Raw genomic sequence first — 18,826 nt, forward strand, 5'->3', positions numbered from 1 at the left:
AGCTTTGCCGGTTCCTCGAGCTTTGCCGGTTCCCCGGCGGGCACGGTTACGCTGTCAGTCACTTGAGCTCCTCGAGCAGAGTCTTGCGGTGGGTGATGGCACTGGCCGTTCTGGCGAAGGTTTGCCGCCAGTCCGGGTCACGAGCACGCTCCGCCGCCCGGTCCAGCAAAGTTACTGCGCTGTAGGGAAATCGAGTCTCGCCGAGGCGCAGCGAGGCCACGTACTTGTAACGTGAGAATTCGCCGGCCTTGGCGCCCCCATCGGCGCGTCTGGCCGCAACTCGTTCCCACTGAGCCACGACTGCCCGGGTGATGTCCTCGGGCCATGGACCTCGTAGAGCGTCGTAGATCGCTGCCCGGCCCGGGTGCAGAACATTGGCATCCCCGTTTCCGGACCTCAACAGATCCGCCAGCGCCTTGACGGGCACCAATGGGAGAAGTCGACGATCGGTGGCCACGCCTCGCATGCGAAAGAGTTCCAGGGCCCATTCCGCATTGTTCTGCGCCACTGCAGCGTTGGACCAAGCGTCATGAAGGATCGGCTCCCAACCTTCGTCGACGCTCATCCCCAAAACCTTGTCGGGTCCACCGATCATGTTGTTCCACAGGGACAAAGGTGCAGAACTGATCGCTTGACGGACGTACTCGGCGCGATAGTCGGTGTGTGGATTCGGCCGGTCTTCGATGCCGTCTCGTCTCGCCGCTGCATCGACTTCCGCAGGCGGCACGATGACAAGCGTGGACCGAAGGAGTTTCCGTTCCACCCGCACCCATTTCTGAACCCGAGCAGCCATTCTCTCCCCGAACTCCGATTCGGGGAGTCGTCCAAGTACCTCCACCGCTGAGCGTCGCACGTCCTTGCGACGGTCGTCGAGGGCTTCCTCCAACAATGGTTGATCATCCGCGCTCAGTCCGTTTGCCAGCGCCACGACGAACGCAGCCTTCTGTTCGCCACGCTCGGTCGCCCACGACCTTCGGAGTTCGGCCAGCGCCAGCGCGGGGTCAGTTCGACGAGTGTCTATCAGCCACTGCGTGCGCTGGGACGAACTTCCGTGGCGCCACACATCTGGGTTTGCATCCCTGGTTCGGACGAGCTTGCTCCACTCGGGGTTTTGCGCGGCAAGCCAACGACCCCGCTCGCCGACCAGCTGCAGAATACTCTCACGGTGAGTCTCGCTCGCCCGAGCAAAGGAAAGCAGTTCGGCAACAAGATGATCAGGCGCACGGTAGTTGTGCGCCAACGCGACGATGAACCATTCGTCGAGCAAGGTCGCCTTGGCAGCGAGCATCGACAGCAGATGTGCGGATGACGATTCCGGCAGGGTGAATCGCGCATCGTCTGGAGCAGGCGTCGGCACCGTCGCCGTGGTGGAACCCGCACCGCCACGGCGGTACGCCCGCTCCAGCGCGACTGCTGCGAGAAGCAACTCGGCAGGATCTCCGTATAGTTCGCACGCGTAGGCGCGCACGTCGGCCGGAAGGTCCTCGAATGTTGTTACTGTTCTGGCCGTCCCGAGAAGCGCAGCCGAAATCAATGTGCTCACAGGACGATCACCTGTCCTCCCGTGAAAACAGAGATCGGGGTAAGAGCCTGCGCATTCCACGTTCCACAGACCGTGACCGGGTAGCCACCGGAAATGCCCAGCAATTTCCACAGTAGGTCCGAATCGCCCTCTGCCCGAATCGCTGTGCCCGATTCGTCGACGAGAAACCAGGCGCCGTCGACGAACGAGGGGACCACCGAACTGATCACTGCCGGCCACGACCGCAGCCATGGATCTGCCGCGAGCGCATCGGTAAACTGCTGCAACGCAGCGTCGATGCTTCCGGACGGCATGGTCGTGAAGGGCTCCGGTTCGCCATGCGTTGCTCCCAACCGGGCGCGCAAAGCCGACGCACCGGGATAGAAATGAACATCGGCGTCGACCAGATACCCGACTAGCGGCGTTTCGGTGGAAAAGTTGGGTGACCCATGTGAGAAGTCGAGCAGCATGGCCCAACGTCTCGAATTCCTGCCGAGCATCCACACAGTTCGGGTGAACAGGCGCTTCTCCTCGGTGATCCCGAAACCGAGAACCATCCAGTTCTCGCGCACCGGAGTCGATTCCATCACGCTGTCGGCGGAGACGGGATAGCCGACGTGCGCTTTCACTGAATGGGCAAGATCTTCCGGCAGCCCGGGCAGCTTCTGATGCGCAGCGACCAGCAGGCGCAACCGAGCCAACTCGTCGAGGACTTTCTCGGGCCAGTTTTCGTTAGATGCCGCGGTTCCCGCCAATGCTCGAAGCGTGCCTGCAATACCGGGCGCCTGAGCATCCACCATTCGAGCGGCGACTGCGTCGAGGCCCGCCCAGGACGTGTCCATCGCCGCCAGTCCACTCCGGATCTGATCGGTGATCCACAGGTCCAATTCGACGAGACCACTCGCAACGCGGTCGGCGCGCTTCTGCGCTGTTGCCGGGTCGCGAGTCTTCTTGGGTGCCTCGTCGCCGGCGGTCTCGGCGCTGGTATCGGCCTTTTCCTCACGGCGCAACAACCACTCGGCAGCGAAGTCGGCCGGCTCGTCCGCCGAAGGCACTCGCCCTTCCGACCATTCCACCAGCAGCCCCAGGGCATGTTTGCACGGAAACTTCCGACTGGGGCACGAGCACTTGTATGCAGGGCCGCGCAGGTCGACCACAGCTTGATACGGCTTCGAGCCGCTTCCCTGGCACAGCCCCCAGAGCGCGAGGCCCTTGTTACCGGCGTGGCTCCACGATCCAACCAACTTGCGAGCAGCCGCCAGCGATGCGGCGTCGGGAGCTACCGATGCCACCTGCCCAGCTGTCCACGGCGAAGTCACTCGACCACAGTATGACAACCCGCTGACATCGCAGAGTCAGGCCGATCCCATGCACAACACGGCTCACTTACATCAACCTCTTGGCCCCGATATGCTCTCGCTTGCCAAGCATGGCAATCCGCCGCAGTTGGCTGGAACGGAAAGAACATGCCAGTCGCGCAACACCTCAAATAGGCAGTCCCTCTGCAATTCTCGGAATGCGACCCGAGAAACACTCCTAGAAAGTTGAGCTTCAACAGGCTCTTGACTCGAACGCATGTTCGAGTATTGTTGGGGGTGGGGATCGGGGGATTCAATGAGCATCGACACATCATCGGACGTGGTGTCTGGTTCTGCGGTGGGGTTGCGCGGACGCCTGTGGCAGTTGTCTGCTGCCGAGTTGCGCACGGCCGCTATCGAGGCGAGTGCGGAGATTCTTCGCCTGGAAGCCGTGCGGGTGGCCGTGGTGGACGAGCTGTCGATGCGCCCGGATGATCAGGTGATCGCCAGCCGCGGAGTGGGTTGTTGGTTGGCGGCGAACACGATGCTGCAGGTTCGAGACGGGAAGAAGATCGCCGCCCTCGGTGCAGCGCTGCGCGCGTTCCCGGCCGTAGCGGCAGGCTTCGATGACGGGGATTGCTCCTTCGAGCACGCCGCGCTGATCGTCTCGTTCTGTGAATCCCCACCTAAAGGCATGCCTGACGAAGCGCTACCGAAGTGCATCGACCTGCTGCTCGCGGCTGCGTCGGGTGTGGAAGCGACGACGACGAAGGTGCGGCACGTCATCGCAACCTTGGAGCGGTTGTTCGAATCGGATGAGATTCCGCCCGCCGAAGATGTCGATCGCAACGAGCTCCGGATCGCCTCGACGTTGAACGGTCGGGTGGTGGTGCGCGGAGATTTCGACGCCCTCACCGGCGAAATGCTGCTGTCGGCGTTGTCGAATCTGACGATGCCCACCCCGGCGCCGGACGGCACCCCCGATGCCCGGTCCGCGGCGAAGCGAACCGCGGACGGGTTCACCGAACTGATCCGCCGCTACCTCGACTGCGCCAACACCGGTACCGATGGTGGGCAACGCCCGCATGTCAACGTGCACATCAACGCCCGCGATCTGGCTGAGCATCGGGACTGCGCCGCTGCGCCTTCTGCTACTGATGTGGACGGCGAAGGCTCACCCGATCTGAACCTGCCGGATCTCGATGTCGGACACATGCCATGGCTCGGGCCACTGTCCGTCTCGCAGACCAGGCTCCTCGGGTGTGACTGTTTCCTCTCGACCGTCCTGCTCGACGATCACGGCGCACCACTCGACGCGAAACCCGGAAAACGGTTGGTCACCGCCGAACAACGAGTCGCCCTGATCGCCCGAGACAAAGGCTGCGCGTTCCCCGGCTGCACATGCGTTCCGGCGTGGACGGACGCGCACCACATTAGGCACTGGGCCAACGGCGGCCCTACGGTGATGAACAACCTTGTCCTGCTGTGCCGTTCACATCACCGGCTGATGCACCGCAAGACCGGGTTCGTCGGAAGATGGGAAATCCGGATCGGTGTCGACAACAAACCGTGGTTCATCCCCCCGCCCTCGATCGACCCCGGGCAGCAGCCACGGCCGGCGAACACCACCTTCAAAACCTGAGAACAGCTTCTCGGGGACAACAGAACACGGCCAGGCTCCGCATCGGACATCAAAACCCGATACGGAGCCCACAGGCCATGCCGCATCCAATACTCACAATGTTCGAGCGGGACGCAAGACCGATCTACCCAACAACTCACAAACCTGCAGCGCCAGAGCGAGATCCAACTTGTCTCGACCCGCAGCAACAGGATCGCCGAGCGCCTTGTTGATACGATATTTCACCGTATTGCGGTGCAAGTTCATGTAATTGGCCGTGTGCAGATGACTTTCCCCGTGGGCGAAATACACGCTCAGCGTCGTCCGTAAGGATGCGGCAGAAGGTGTATCGTCCGCCAACGGACCAAGTACCTCCCAGACCCATGACTTCGTAGCATCGATGTTCTCCGAGAGGAGCGATACCACGGCTATGCCTCGGTCCCCGAAACTCACCACGGGACGCTGCGGCGTATCCGGCACGGCAGCAACGGAATAGGCTGCAGTAGCCTGTTCGTGGGACCGTTTGAATCCTTCGACCCCTGAACCTGGCAGTCCGATTGCCACCCGCGCTCCGCCGTCCAACGGCACTGCCGCCGCGAGAACTTCCGGATCCGCCGCAGGCACCCGTCGACCGAAGGGCAACCACGCCCACACGGTGCGTCGATCGATGGCGGTGATGATCGGCGGCTTGTCTGCTCCCGCCGCCGCGCCGAGATCGCGAACGAGTCGGTCCAGGGTGTTGATGCCCATGACGTCTGCATCCCACGTCGACCAGACCACCAGGGCGACGTGGTTCTGACCAAGGCGGTATCCGGTCTCCGCTTCGAAAGCAGCGGTATCTGCGTTGGTGCCGGACAGGAGGGCGTGGATCGCGGCCGAATGGAGATTTCCCTGCGCTGCCATCCATCGACTGCGTTCCCGCTCGTATGCGTCGAAAACGTAGAGCGTGATCCAGTCGATGTAGCTGTAGACCACATCCGAAGTGTGTTTCAGGACAGCCAAAGTGAGTCGTGCCGGAATATCCAGTGTGCTGATCTCGTCGTGACAGATTCGCATCAGATCGCCTTGGCCCATATGGTAGGCGCGAACGAGAGAGTTGGACGGAACATCGCGTTGCGCCAGCCGCAGAGCGTATTCCACTGCGGCAGTAGTCGGTTGGAGATGATCGATCGGAATGTCGTTGGCCAATACGTGGATGATCGTCGTGATGTTTCCCTGCACGCTGGCCTCGAGCATTTCGAGCAGATTGGCATCTGCGTCCAACTGGTCGATTTCGTGCGCCATCATGAAAGCCATCTCACGCGCGATATCGGCGCTGCGCGCGTCGAGTCGCCGCGCCAATTCGGCAACTACGGCAAGCACTTCCGGCTCCGCGGCTGCAGGCACCCGGGCGAGGCGCCGCATTGCACCGGCGCCTCGCTCCTTGTGCGATGGGCTACTCACAGAACCTCTGCACCCTTCCGCCGCAGGTACTTCAGTGCCGACTCTGCCGCGTTGTACCCGCACATTCCATGCGCTCCGGCACCCGGCGGGGTCGAGGCCGAACACAGGTAGGTGCCCGCGATCCCAGTGCTGTACGGATCGACTGCAATACGCGGACGCAAGACAACTTGCAGCTCGGTGTTGGCACCTCCGATGATGTCGCCGCCTACCTGATTCGGATTGTCCTGTGCCAGGTCAGAGGTGCTACGACTCGACGTCGCGACGATCTGTTCCCGGAACCCTGGTGCAAACCTCTCGATCTGACGAGTTATCGCCTCCGTAGCATCGCCGGCGTAGCCGTGAGGCACATGGGCATAGGCGTACAACGGATGAATGTTCCCGGCAGAGCGGGTGGGATCAGCCAGGTATTGCTGACCGAGAAGCACAAACGGTCGGTCCGGCATACGGCCTGAATTCGTGTCACGCTCAGCTGCCACGATCTCCTCGAAACTACCTGCCAGGTGGACTGTTCCGGCCCGAGCGCAATCCGGATTGGTCCACGGCACATGGCCTTCGATGACGAAATCAACCTTGAAGGCCCCGGGAGCCTGCTTGAACTTTCGATAGGCCTTCGCCACTCGGCCGGGGAGACGATCACCCAGGATTTCGAGCGCACCACCCGGATTGACATCCAGCAGAACAACATCGGCGTCAGGAATCTCGGAGGCAGTGCGTATCCGAACGCCGGTGTCGACCTTGCCACCGTGATCGAGAAGCATCGCCGCCATGGCGTCGGTGATCGAACGCGAACCTCCCTCGGCGACCGGCCACCCGTAGCGGTGACCGGCCGCCGTGATCATCAACCCCACCGCCGATGTGGCCGGACGGTTGAGCGGATAGAACGCGTGCGCGGCGACCCCGCCGAACAGCGCTCTGCCCTTCTCCGTCTTCCACAGTTTCGCGGTCACGGTTGCCGGAAGCAGTGCTCGCGGGCCGAAAGCCGCAAGCCGCAACGGATGGCGCGGAACGTTGACGATCGGGCGCATCAGGTCGGACGCCAGAGCGTCGAATCCCGTCGACAAGTCACCGAACATCCGTTGCCATCGCTGCCCGTCCGCGCCCAACCCCGCCGCGGTCTGCTCCAGCGAGCGGTACAGAACGCCCGCGTCGCCGTCGTCGAGCGGATGCGCACAGTCCACCTCTGCCCATCGCCAGATCAGCCCGTATCGCTCGAGGTCGAGTTTTGACAGGTACGGCGAGCCGATGCCCATCGGGTGAAACGCCGAGCAGTGGTCGTGGATCAATCCGGGTACGTCGATCGGACCGGAGCGGGTGCCTCCGCCGATCTGGTCGGCGGCCTCGAGCACTTGCACGTCCACACCGCTACGTGCGAGGTGTACCGCGGCAGCGAGCCCATTGGGCCCGCTGCCGACGACTACGGCCTTTGTCACTTACTCACCTCTTGCTCGCTACCGCTGACCCTCGTACGCATCTTCGGTTCGGAGACGACCTGCGGATCTGTCGCCGCGCGGTCGGCCCGTACGTCCAGTGTCCACTGAACGTCGAACGGAATGGGTCCGTTCGGCAACCACGGCTGTTCGGCGACTGCGTCGGCGACCTTGAAAGTACCCCGTTCGATGACACCGAGAGCCGCATCGATCACCTGGTACTCCTGTGTTCCCTTGTGGATGGGCTGCGATTCGATCCAGGTCACCAGGAACTCACCAGGTGCGAAATTGCAGCGACGCTGAATAGCGGCGATCAGTTTCGCGTCGTGCAAGTGGCCGTCACCGAAGTTGAAGGCGACGATGGAGTTGCACATGAACTCGGCTTCGCGCAGCGAGTACGTGTTGATGTCGTCACCGAGGTGCCGGATCATCAGAGAGAACAACGCACGCCCCTGGCTGTGCATGGAACGCCAGCCCAACAACTGATGCAGAACGACGTCGGACACGTCCTCGGGGTACATCGTCATCAACTGATTGCGGGTATCCGGCGACGGACGCTTGATGCACTGGTCGATCTTGGCTTCGGCGCCCGGCGCGAAAGCCCACGTCGCCGATGCCCAGTTGCCGGCGTACTGACGCATCGACGGCAGGAACGACACCAGATCGGGTCGAAGGTTTCCGAGAATCGGGAAGAAGGCAAGGGCTGCAACGATTCCCGCAGTAATCCACGGTGAGGACATGGCGCCGAGTCCGTAGCCGTCCCACGCCGGGAATCCCAGGAACAGGAAGACCGAGGCGTAAGCGAACAGAAGATTCCATTCGAGCGGAACTGCCAGCGGGAAAGTCGACGCGATGAACAGGTGGAATCCGACCATGAGGATCACGGCAAGGATCGTGAGGGTCTTGTTCGTCGAGAACAGCAGTATCAACGGGGTGACGATTTCGACCATCGTTCCGGCCACGTGAGCGACGCCGCCGCCCAGGTGCGAAGGCCGCAGATCCTCCGGGAAGTTCCGGTAGTGCGCACGCTTGATCTTCTTCGACGGGATCCACGGCGTGTTGCTGAGCATCGGGGGGACCACCAGCGAGAAGTGGCGACCGAACTTCGAGACACCGGCACCGATCCACACCATGACGATCAGCAGTTTGAGCGCCAGGATCATGTCGACAAAAGGCAGGAACGTGAAGAAGAAGATCGCGGGCAGGTACTGCTCGCTACGTGCAGCGATGAAGGGCACCTTGTCACGCAACCCGAGAATCACCATGAGCACCAGGAAGGAGTACAAGACCGTCGGGCGTACCAGTCCGGCATTGTCGGCGATTGCCGAATCGAGTCCGGTGGTGTGAACTCCCGGAAGAACCGCTGCAACAAGTAGATTGGCGACTGCAGCGACATAGATGAAAACGTCGAACACCGAGCGGGAGTCGCCCGAGGTGAGCGGCACTTTGCCCGGCCACGGTGGCAGGCGAATCGTGCCGGGGCGAATCCAGTAGAGAACGCCACCGGTCATCGGCTTGAAGTGGCCGGCGAGCGGTCCCCAGGATCCTGCCAAGCCCAGCATCTCGAGCATCATCGTCCAGATGATGAGTTTCTGGTAGACGATCGGCTGGTTCCACCACGAATCGACGTCGAACCACGAGAGGCCGGAAGTCAGAGTGGCAACGGCTGTTCCAGCTGCCAGGTAGAGGAACAACAATTTCATGATGTAGACGGTGTGGACCATTTTCGGCGTACCGAAGCCGTAATCCACCCAGTGCGTGGACATGTCACGCAGACGCTCGAGAAACGGCTTGTCCATGAACGTTGCCGGATCGACGGGAGGGAAGTTTCCTTCTTTGAATCCCATGATGTGCTCCTGAAATACGGAATGTGGGCATGACGGATCGACTCGACGGACGTCGTCGAGTTGTGCTGGTATTACGGGGAAGTGACTAGTGAGCGGGAGTTGCGCTCAAAGCTCGTCTCATTCCAGGTTTGTCGATCTTGCCCACCGGGTTTCGGGGAAGCGCATCGACGACGTAGATCGCCACTGGCACCTTTACTCGGGTGAGCAAGGCCGTGACATGTTCGAGCAGTTCGTCTTCGGTGACGGGTGCATCGGGGTAGGCAACGACATAGGCAACTGGCACCTCTCCGTAGACCTGGTGCGGAGCGCCGATGACGGCGGCCTCGAGCACGGAAGGATGTGTGGCGAGAGAGTTTTCGATCTCCTTGGGGTAGATGTTCTCTCCCCCACGGATGATCATGTCCTTGATGCGGTCGACGAGGGTCAGGTAGCCGTCCTCGTCCAGGACTCCGACGTCACCGGTGTACAACCAACCGTCCCTGACTGTCTTCGCGGTCTCCTCCGGCTTGCCGAGGTAGCCACGCATCACGTTGTCGCCCTTGATGACCACCTCTCCGGCAGTGCCGACAGGAGCAAAGGTTCCGTCCTCGGCAAGAATGGCAATCTGCTGGCCGGGCAACGCCGGTCCGACCGTACCGAGTTTGCGCACGCCGTCCACAGGATTGCAGGCCGACGCGCAGGTCCCCTCGGTAAGTCCGTAACCCTCCACGATCACGAACCCGAAGCGCTGCTCCGCGCGGTCGAGGAGTTCCTTGCTGATCGGCGCCGCACCGCACACGGCAAACCTCAAGGATGACGTGTCGATGGAGGAGTCTTCCGGCTGTGAGGTCAGCATCGCGTAGATTGCCGGCACTGCCGAGAAATACGTGGGGCGAAGCCGCGCAACGTCGTCGAAGAATCTCGAAACCGAGAACTTCCCGGTGACACTCACCTGTCCGCCGACGAGCAAGGGCGTCAAGACGCTGACGCAGATCGCGTTGACGTGGAACAGCGGCAGAATCAGCAGGCAGTGATCTGCGCCGGTGACACCGATGTTCTTGCCCATCGACAAAGCCATGAATTGCAGGTTGGCATGCGAGAGCATCACTCCCTTGGGGCGTCCGGTGGAACCGCTGGTGTAGATGAGTAGAGCCAGATCGTCTGCTGCAACATCGATTCCGGGCCGAGGGTCCGTCGGTGGCGCTGTCGCAAGATCATCGACGACCAACACCGCACGGCCACCCGAGGGCGCGTCGGCAGTGGCGGTGATGACCAACTCGGCCCCGGAGTCCGCGATCTGGTAATCCGCTTCGTTCGCGGTGAACATCGGATTGATGGGGGTAGCGGCAGCACCGATGCGCCAGGCAGCCATGGTCGCGATCAGCAACTCGACGCGATTGGGCAGCATGACCGCCACCACGTCACCGAGTCCGATCCCGAGTCCGGCCAATTGCGCGGCAACAGCTTCCGTGCGATCTGCGAACTCCTCATATGTGAGTTCGACGTGGTCGTCCCGCAGGCACGGCTTCTTTCCGTACTTTTCTGCAAGATCCCAAGCCAGATATCCGATGTCCGCCACGAGAGTCAGCACCTTTCATTCGTGTGTGACTCAAAACACTATCGGCGTCCCGTGGTCGAAGAAACGGTCCCAGGAGATCAACTTATCCAGGTTCTTTGTTCCCGGAGCACAACGCCGCATGTGCTGCGCACGTCAGATCAAAGGCTGATGCAACACCTCGTCAGCCCGCTGCGTCACCACTTCGGAGATCCGACGCAAGACTGGCGACGACAGTTTCCACTGCTGCCAATACAGCGGAACGTCGTCCACGAAGTCCGGGTCGAATTCGATCAGCGCCCCGGAATGCTCGTCGTCGCCACGCTGCAGGTCCGGTATCAGCCCCCAGCCGTATCCCCGCCGAACCGCGTCCGCAAAATCTGCCGACGAAGGAACAAGATGGCGGGGCGGATCGACGGGATGGCCGACTTTTTGATCGAGATACCGATCCTGCAAGAGATCCTTCCGATTGAACACCACTAACGGCGCGTCCGAAAGAGACTCGGCCGTAACACCATCCGCAAACCAACGACGACAGAACTCCGCGCTCGCCATCGGTCGATACCGCATTATGCCGAGCCGACTGGAAGAACAACCTTGAATCGGCGACGCGACCGACGTGACAGCTGCCATAACCGAACCGTCGCGCAACAGCTCAGTGGTGTGGTCTTGGTCGTCGAGATGGAAGTCGAAACTGACCTCGTGCGTGAACTCCGCGAGAGCACCCAGAACCCAGGTGGACAGCGAATCTGCGTTGACCGCGATCGAGACTCGGGCGAATGTTCCCGAACCGTTTTCAAGGCCGAGTTCTCGCACGGTATCGCGCGAAAGGGCATCTATCTGACGGGCAAGACGCAGGACTTCCCGTCCTGAATCGGTAACCCTGATGGGTTTGGTGCGCTGCACCAGGATCCGGCCTACCGCGGTCTCGAGAGCTTTGATCCGTTGGCTGACCGCCGACGGCGTGATGTGCAACTTCCGCGCCGCCGCGTCGAAGGTTCCCTCGTCGACCGCAGCGTGCAATGCCCTCAGTTGCTCGAAGTCCAACATAATCTGAAGCTACTCTGATGCATCCTAAGAATCATTAGCTGGACTGATTAACATCTGCGGGGCAGGCTCGACAACATGCTCAGCACCACCGACCCTGCGTCGGCCCTCGTCGGTTTCGGAGTCGGACTCTCTCTGATCGTCGCAATCGGCGCACAGAATGCATTCGTCCTTCGCCAAGGCCTGACGCGCTCGCACGTACTCCCGATCGTCGCAGTCTGCACCGTCTCAGACGCAGTTCTGATCCTTGCAGGCATCAGCGGAATCGGGGCCCTCCTCGAACACGCACCGTCTCTGATCACTGCCGTTCGCATCGCCGGTGCCCTTTTCCTACTCAGCTATGCACTCTTCGCTGCCAGACGAGCACTTCGACCGCAGACGTTGGCACCGGATCAGCATGGCAACGGGTCGAGGCTTACCGCCGTCACGATGGCATTGGCACTCACCTGGCTGAATCCACACGTCTATCTCGACACCGTTGTCCTGATGGGTTCAATTGCCAACGGTCGCGGCGAGATCGGACGGTGGTGGTTTGCGGCCGGCGCCATCACCGCAAGTGCAGTCTGGTTCAGCGCCCTCGGTTACAGCGCACGTCTGCTGACACCGCTTTTTGCAAAACCCAGTGCCTGGCGGGTTCTCGACGCTCTGATCGCCGTGATGATGACAGTTCTCGGAATCAGTCTGCTCACCGAATTGTGACCCGTCGATACAAACACTTTCCGGTGTCGGGATGGGTTACCGTCCAAGGTGAGGAAGGCTCAATTCACCTGTCGAGAGTTGTGACCATCAGGTAGGGCTGATCACGATGACCGAGGACGATGTCGACTCCGAACCGCGTGCCTCCAACCGCGGACTGGGCTTGCTGTGTCTACTTGCTGCAGTCGCCGGCGTCGTGGTCGGATTTGTCGGCGGCGCGTTCCGATGGTGCCTGATCAGGGCCGACGAACTTCGTCAGACGATCGTGAACTGGGCGCATCACGTTCCGTATGTCGGGTGGCTCGTGCCGGTGGTCCTGGTGGCCTTGTGCACCGTACTTGCCGTTCTGATCGTCAGACGAATACCCCTCGCGCAGGGAAGCGGGATCCAGCACGTAGAGGCAGTGTCCCGCGGTGAGGCTAGACCGCCGGGAATCAATCTCGTGCCTGCCAGATTCATCGGCGGGCTCTTGGCGATCGGCTCCGGTCTGGTTCTCGGCCGTGAAGGCCCCACTGTACATATGGGTGCGGCGATCGGGGCAGAAGCGGGACGGCGGGCCCGCCTTGCCGAAACGGACGTCGCTATGCTGCAAACATCCACGGCCGGAGCAGGACTCGCCGTCGCGTTCAACGCGCCGATCGCCGGCGCACTGTTCGTCTGCGAGGAGGTGACGCACTCGTTCCGGCTGCGCACCGTTCTGCCAACGCTTTTCGGCGTTTCGGTCGCGGTCGGCTCTGCGCGACTTGTCATCGGCGATCAACCAGATTTCGAGGTCGGCACCGTGCCGACACCTCAACTCGCACTCTTGCCGCTGTTTGTCGTCTTCGGAATCCTCACCGGACTGCTGGGTATCGCGTACAACCGCTTGATTCTAGGAATACTCGATATCGTTGCACGACTCGACAGGATCCCACCGACCGTCATCGGCGCAATGATCGGCGCCGTCATCGGCCTGACGCTGTTCCTCGACCCACTGGCCGGTGGGGGCGGTGACGTCCTTGCACAGATGATCGTCGGTGGCAGGACCTTCGTTCTGCCGATTCTGCTGCTGTACTTGGTGGTTCGGTTCTTCACGGGCCCACTGTCGTACGCCGCTGGAACTCCCGGCGGACTTTTCGCTCCCTTACTCGCACTCGGCGCACTCTGGGGGTCGATCTTCAACGGACTGTCGAGCTTCGTGCCCGGAGTCGGCGCCGGACTCACGATCACCATGGCCACCGTAGGCATGGCCGCGTTCTTCGGTGCTGTAGTACGCGCACCATTCACCGGCATCGTGATCGTGATCGAGATGACAGCGGTGACGTCGACGCTGGTCCCGATGCTCGCGGCCACGGCCGCAGCGGTATTCGTCGCTACCTTGGCAGGGGCGGCCCCCATCTACGACAGTCTCCGAGAACGGATGTTGGAAGCGCGGCGCCCGCCTCTGGGATGATCATGATCAACATCGGGCCCGCCATAATGTGTACGTTGAGGAGCATCCATGACCCCACGAACCGACGTCGGGGAAGTCCTCGCCCTGGAGCGGGAATTGCAAACTGTCGAATGCAGGCGCAACAGCGCACGTGTGCTCGCGTTGCTTGCCGAAGACTTCATCGAGATTGGCGCGTCGGGTAGCGTCTGGGACCTCCCGTCGACAGTTGAATCGCTGCGGAAAGAACCCATCGACGGCGACGCCATCGAAGTCCACAATATGACCGGTCGAATCATCGACGACGGATACGTCCTCACGCAGTGGGATTCGGTTCGCGGGATGCGTCGCGCGCGGCGCACATCCCTGTGGCGACGCGCCCCGGTCGGATGGCAACTGGTACACCATCAAGGCACGCCGCTCCACTGATTACGCGCCGCAAATCTGCGAATACTCTCTAGATCAAGGGCGTTCCGACATAGTTCTCGGCAATCAAGGTTCGTCCGGCCACCGAACGCGTGACCATGTCCAGTTCGGCCAACTGACGACGATGGCCGAAACCGCTGTCGTCTGGCAAGCGATGGAGCATCGACGACATCCACCACGAAAAGTGCTGCGTCCGCCACACTCGCGGCAGCACCGTTTCGGTATACCCGTCCAGCATCTTTCGGTCGGACGAGGTCAAGAAAATGTCCATTGCCTTTGCCAGAGCGTAAACGTCGGCGATCGCGAGATTCATTCCCTTCGCGCCGGTCGGCGGCACGGTGTGCGCCGCATCCCCTGCAAGAAACAGGTTGCCGTGCTGCATCGGCTCACAGACGAAACTGCGGAACTGAAGGACCGACTTCTGAAAGATCTTGCCGTCCTTGATCTCTGCGCCCTCACCGTCGACTCGCATGTGCAACTCGTCCCAGATTCGATCGTCGGACCAGTTGTCCACGGAGTCGTCCGGATCGACCTGAAGATAATGACGCTGCACCTCGGGCGTCCGTGTGCTGATCAGCGCAAACCCACGCTCGTGGTTGGCGTAGATCAATTCTTCCGATGACGGCGGCGCCTCGGCCAGGATGCCGAACCATGCGAAGGGATACTGCCGAAAATGATCCGTGCGGATCGCCGGTTCGGGAATCAGCTTTCGCGTTTCGGTTCGTGACCCGTCGCAACCGGCCACCAGGACGCACTCGAGCTTCTGGTCGCTTCCGTCCGAGTCGACGAAAGTAATACTCGGGCGACCTGATTCGTGATCGTGTACTCGCGCGTCGGTCACTCCGAATCGAATGTCGCCGCCATCAGCGAGGCGTCGCGCAATCAGGTCCTTGAGCACCTCGTGCTGCGGGTACACCGTGACTGCGCGCCCGCCGGTCAGTTCGTCGAATGCGATGCGGTGCCCTCGCCCACCGAATCGCAACTCGATTCCGTGATGTTCGAGACCTTCTCGCTTCAGTCGGTCACCGAGTCCGGTCTCAACCATGAGATCAACGGTGTTCTGTTCGAGCACACCCGCACGAATGGTGCCTTCCACCTCTTCACGGGTGCGGCATTCAAGGACGATCGAATCGATTCCTCTCAGATGCAAGAGATGCGAGAGCATCAACCCGGCGGGACCACCACCGACGATTCCGACCTGGGTGCGCAACGAAGACATACAGAGAACTCCTGAGGTGAGTGGCGATTGAGACCACCCTCAACCACGGCCGCTCCCCGGAACAGCTGCAATTTCACTCAGTGAAAGACCGAAAATGAGCTATCGAAACCCGCCGCCACCAAGCCCGCGTGATATTCCGCGAGCAGCCGCGGCCAAGGCCGGCAGTAAAGGAGCCGGATCCTGCTCCACCGGAACAACTGTCGACACCGCTGCGACGACATTGCCGCCGGCTTCGCGGACCGGAGCGGCGACGGCAAGAGTTCCAACGTTCAGATACTCACGACACACCACGAATCCGGTGCGTCTGATCTCGTCGAGAGTTGCTCTCAAGATGCGCTCGGACGTAATGGTTTTGGGTGTGAACGCCTCGAGGCCGGCTCGGAGGACGTCGTCGAGAAGCTCGGTTCCGCCGTGCGCCAGGAGAATCAATCCACCGCTGGACGCGTGCAACGGCAACCTACCGCCGGCGCGGCCGACCACGGTGACGGCGCTACGCGAGGACAAGCGCTCGAGGTACAGAGCCTCGGTGCCCTCACGGACAACCAACTGCACGTTCTCCCGGGTGACCTCGTAAAGGTCCTCGAGGAACGGCAACGCCACCTGTCTCAGACCGTGCGCCCCGGGAGCGAGAGCGCCGATCTCCCACAACCGGACCCCGACCTGGTATTTGCCGTCGCTCCGACGCTCGAGGCCGCCGGCAGCGACCAATTGCCCACACAGTCGATGGACGGTGGGCAGAGGCAGATCGGTGCGGCGACTGATCTCCGATTGAGTCAACCGAGGAGACGTCGCATCGAAGGCACCGAGCACGATAAATGCCCGGCCGATCAACGAACGGTCGCCTGATGCCATTCACACAGTGTGACTCACAAAGCCGTGTGACTGGCATCAGGCGAAACGTGTTCAGACGGTGCAGAGCTACGCGGAGTGCGCCAATTCCGATTCGCGTTCGGTCACCGGCGGCGCGGCCTCGATCTTCATCGGCTCCTGCGCGTAATGGAAGTGCGGACGACGATGGCCGATGAACGAACCGAACCACGACATCACAGCGACGTACCGATTGCGGAAGCCCACCAGGTACATCACGTGGACGGCCAGCCACATGAACCAGGCGATCGTGCCCTTGAACTCGACCTTGCGGACGCGACACACAGCGCTGAATCGGCTGATGATCGACATGCTGCCCTTGTCGAAGTATTTGAAAGGCGTTCCGGCCTTGACCTTTCCGTTCACAGTCTTCGCGGCGTGACGGCCACCCTGCATTGCAACGGGCGACTGACCCGGCAGACCGTTCAGCGAAGTCATGTCGCCGACGGCAAAGACGTTGGCAAACCCGCCGACGGTCAAGTCCGGATTGATGAGCAGACGACCTGCGCGGTCACTCTCACAACCGGTTGCCTCTCCGAGCACTGCAGCGAAGTCGTTCGCGCGTACACCGGCCGACCAGATGACGGTCTCGGCGTCGATGCGCTTCTCTTCCTTGGTCTTTGCCGAAGAGACGGTGACACCGTGCTCGTCGATGGCGGTGACCATGGTGTTGAGGACCACCTCGACACCCGACTTCTCGAGCGAGGCCTGCGTGTACTCACTGAGCTTGCCGCCGAAGGCCGGAAGCGCTACACCGGCGCCTTCGACCATGGTGACCGTGACCTCGTCGGCACTGATGTTGTTGATGGCCTTCGCAAAGTAGCGACGCGCCAGTTCCTTGATCTGTCCGGCGAGCTCGACGCCGGTCGCGCCTGCACCCACGACAACAAAGCTGAGCAGGTTGCGGCGAACCAGCGCGTCGTTGGTGGTGTGGGCTTCTTCGAAGCAGCGCAAGATCTGCTTGCGCAGTACCTCGGCATCCTCGACGGTCTTGAGCTTGTAGGTGACCTTCTCGAACTCGTCATGACCGAAGTACGCCTGCGTGGCACCGGTGGCTGCGATGAGCGAGCGGTACCCGAGCGTATGGCGGGTACCCGAGGCTTCGTAGACGACGGTGTTCTCTTCGGCGTTGACCTCGACGACGCGGCCGAGGCGCACGTCGGCGTTGGGGTACTTCTGCAGGATCGTGCGGATGGGCGGAGCAACCTCGCCCGCCGACAGAACACCCGTCGCCACCTGGTAGAGCAGCGGCTGGAAGAGGTGCTCGGTGGTGGCGGAGATGAGGACGAACGGCGTCTTGGACTTCGCGAGGGTCTTGGCCGCGGCGAGGGCTCCGAATCCCGAACCGACGATCACTACCTGAGTCTGCTCGTGTCCAGTCGCGTCGATGTCTGCGCGACCCGCAGCTGTTCTATCCACAACAAATCTCCTCAACCAAATTGAAAGTATGACTATTACGGTATGGACTGATCATGGGTCCGGTCCAGCTAGCTGGAGTATTCGCAAGACTGTTATCTCGATCGCTCATAAGTAAGCTGTCCTCATGGACTTCCGCCAACTCAAGTACTTCCTCGTCGTGAGCGAGGAACTGAGCTTCAGTCGAGCTGCGGAGCGCTGCTTCATCTCGCAGTCGGCGATCAGCCACCAGGTCGCGCGACTGGAGAAGGAACTGGGCGCGACGCTCTTCGAACGCTCGACCCGAGCTGTTCGGCTGGCCCCGGCAGGATCGCGACTGGTGCCCATCGCGCAGCAAGTCCTCAGCCTCGAGACGATGGCGTACTCAGTCGCACGCGACCCGAGAGCCCGGATCCGGATCACCGGAAACATGAGCTTTGCCGCTCAGACGCTGGACGCCATCGCACACGTACGCGAACTTCACCCCGACCTGGACGTCGAGTTCGTCATCAAGAGTTTTGCCCACCGCATGGACGCCGTGGCCTCCGGCGATGCGGACATCGCACTGATTCGCGGCGGCGTCGACCGCCCCGGGCTCGAGCCCCTGGACCTCGGCGTCGAGGACCTCTTGGTCGTCATGTCGAGCCGGCACCCCCTGGCCGGCCAGCAAAGCGTCGATCTCAACGATCTGGCCGCATATCCCCTGCTCTTGCCGCCACGCCAAAGCCAGGTGCTCATCCACAAGGTGGTCGAGGACGCGTTTCGCGAAATAGATCGACGCGTACAACTGGGCCCCGCAATTCCGAGCGACCACACCGCCACGCTGGACGTGATCACCAACCCTCGAGCCTGGACCCTGCTGTATTCGATCACCGCAGGCGAATCTCCACGTGCTGGAATCAGCTTCATGCGAGAATCGCATGGCCGCTTGCGAATTCCGGTGTCCGGGGTGACCCGCAGCGGCATCACCTACTCCACCGAGTTCGCCGATCTGATCCAAGCACTCAAGGACGCAATGAACCCGTCTTTCACTGAATGAAAGTGTGATGGCGATCGACCTCCTCGCAGAGCAACGT

The 18,826-nt window shown here is 61.6% G+C and carries 15 protein-coding genes; 5 read left to right on the top strand and 10 right to left on the bottom strand.

All coding sequences use genetic code 11. The features are described from left to right. Window positions 1–58: 58 nt before the first annotated feature. Window positions 59–1,543 (bottom strand): DUF5691 domain-containing protein, encoded by a 1,485-nt coding sequence (locus ACSW29_RS20250; RefSeq protein WP_448278123.1) that lies wholly within the window; start codon window positions 1,541–1,543, stop codon window positions 59–61. Further along, window positions 1,540–2,841, bottom strand: coding sequence for an SWIM zinc finger family protein (locus ACSW29_RS20255; protein WP_347875010.1), 1,302 nt, complete (start codon window positions 2,839–2,841; stop codon window positions 1,540–1,542). Before ACSW29_RS20255 ends, ACSW29_RS20250 begins: the two co-directional genes overlap by 4 nt. Before the next feature lie 295 nt (window positions 2,842–3,136). On the opposite strand from ACSW29_RS20255, the gene ACSW29_RS20260 reads away from it, so the two are divergent. After that, window positions 3,137–4,462: a DUF222 domain-containing protein gene (locus ACSW29_RS20260; RefSeq protein WP_448278124.1), complete on the top strand. Its 1,326-nt coding sequence runs from the start codon at window positions 3,137–3,139 to the stop codon at window positions 4,460–4,462. 93 nt (window positions 4,463–4,555) lie between these two features. Here the strand turns inward: ACSW29_RS20260 and ACSW29_RS20265 are convergent, their stop codons facing one another. The 5 genes from ACSW29_RS20265 to ACSW29_RS20285 form a co-directional block, all read right to left on the bottom strand. Further along, window positions 4,556–5,845 carry a PucR family transcriptional regulator gene (locus ACSW29_RS20265; RefSeq protein WP_317826143.1) on the bottom strand — a complete coding sequence of 430 codons (1,290 nt, stop codon included), beginning with the start codon at window positions 5,843–5,845 and terminating at the stop codon, window positions 4,556–4,558. Between the two features lie 35 nt (window positions 5,846–5,880). Further along, window positions 5,881–7,314, bottom strand: a complete 1,434-nt coding sequence (locus ACSW29_RS20270) for a phytoene desaturase family protein (protein WP_448278125.1) — start codon at window positions 7,312–7,314, stop codon at window positions 5,881–5,883. After that, window positions 7,311–9,158: a DUF3556 domain-containing protein gene (locus ACSW29_RS20275; protein ID WP_347875012.1), complete on the bottom strand. Its 1,848-nt coding sequence runs from the start codon at window positions 9,156–9,158 to the stop codon at window positions 7,311–7,313. Before ACSW29_RS20275 ends, ACSW29_RS20270 begins: the two co-directional genes overlap by 4 nt. An 85-nt stretch (window positions 9,159–9,243) precedes the next feature. Next, window positions 9,244–10,716 (bottom strand): class I adenylate-forming enzyme family protein, encoded by a 1,473-nt coding sequence (locus ACSW29_RS20280; protein WP_448278126.1) that lies wholly within the window; start codon window positions 10,714–10,716, stop codon window positions 9,244–9,246. A gap of 132 nt (window positions 10,717–10,848) precedes the next feature. Continuing rightward, window positions 10,849–11,742 (bottom strand): LysR family transcriptional regulator ArgP, encoded by an 894-nt coding sequence (locus ACSW29_RS20285; protein ID WP_317826075.1) that lies wholly within the window; start codon window positions 11,740–11,742, stop codon window positions 10,849–10,851. Window positions 11,743–11,817: 75 nt separating this feature from the next. Between ACSW29_RS20285 and ACSW29_RS20290 the strand changes: the two genes are divergently transcribed. The 3 genes from ACSW29_RS20290 (at window position 11,818) to ACSW29_RS20300 (ending at window position 14,272) form a co-directional block, all read left to right on the top strand. Further along, window positions 11,818–12,438 (top strand): LysE/ArgO family amino acid transporter, encoded by a 621-nt coding sequence (locus ACSW29_RS20290; protein ID WP_448278127.1) that lies wholly within the window; start codon window positions 11,818–11,820, stop codon window positions 12,436–12,438. 106 nt (window positions 12,439–12,544) lie between these two features. Further along, complete coding sequence (locus ACSW29_RS20295; protein WP_448278128.1) at window positions 12,545–13,867, top strand: ClC family H(+)/Cl(-) exchange transporter; 1,323 nt, start codon at window positions 12,545–12,547, stop codon at window positions 13,865–13,867. 48 nt (window positions 13,868–13,915) lie between these two features. After that, window positions 13,916–14,272 (top strand): nuclear transport factor 2 family protein, encoded by a 357-nt coding sequence (locus ACSW29_RS20300; protein ID WP_317826078.1) that lies wholly within the window; start codon window positions 13,916–13,918, stop codon window positions 14,270–14,272. 28 nt (window positions 14,273–14,300) lie between these two features. On the opposite strand, the gene ACSW29_RS20305 is transcribed toward ACSW29_RS20300, so the two are convergent. From ACSW29_RS20305 to ACSW29_RS20315, 3 genes are all read right to left on the bottom strand, one after another. Further along, window positions 14,301–15,488: a 4-hydroxybenzoate 3-monooxygenase gene (locus tag ACSW29_RS20305; protein ID WP_347875016.1), complete on the bottom strand. Its 1,188-nt coding sequence runs from the start codon at window positions 15,486–15,488 to the stop codon at window positions 14,301–14,303. Window positions 15,489–15,587: 99 nt separating this feature from the next. Then, the gene (locus ACSW29_RS20310; protein ID WP_448278129.1) at window positions 15,588–16,340 is read right to left on the bottom strand and encodes an IclR family transcriptional regulator; all 753 of its coding nucleotides are present in this window, start codon (window positions 16,338–16,340) and stop codon (window positions 15,588–15,590) included. A 66-nt stretch (window positions 16,341–16,406) separates the two neighbouring features. Next, on the bottom strand, window positions 16,407–17,774 hold the full coding sequence (locus ACSW29_RS20315) for an NAD(P)/FAD-dependent oxidoreductase (protein ID WP_347875017.1): 1,368 nt from the start codon (window positions 17,772–17,774) through the stop codon (window positions 16,407–16,409). A 124-nt stretch (window positions 17,775–17,898) separates the two neighbouring features. Here ACSW29_RS20315 and ACSW29_RS20320 point away from each other — a divergent pair, with 124 nt between their 5' ends. After that, window positions 17,899–18,789, top strand: a complete 891-nt coding sequence (locus ACSW29_RS20320) for a LysR family transcriptional regulator (RefSeq protein ID WP_230816016.1) — start codon at window positions 17,899–17,901, stop codon at window positions 18,787–18,789. The last annotated feature ends 37 nt before the right edge of the window (window positions 18,790–18,826 follow it).

The sequence above is a fragment of the Rhodococcus sp. GB-02 genome, assembly GCF_053470465.1.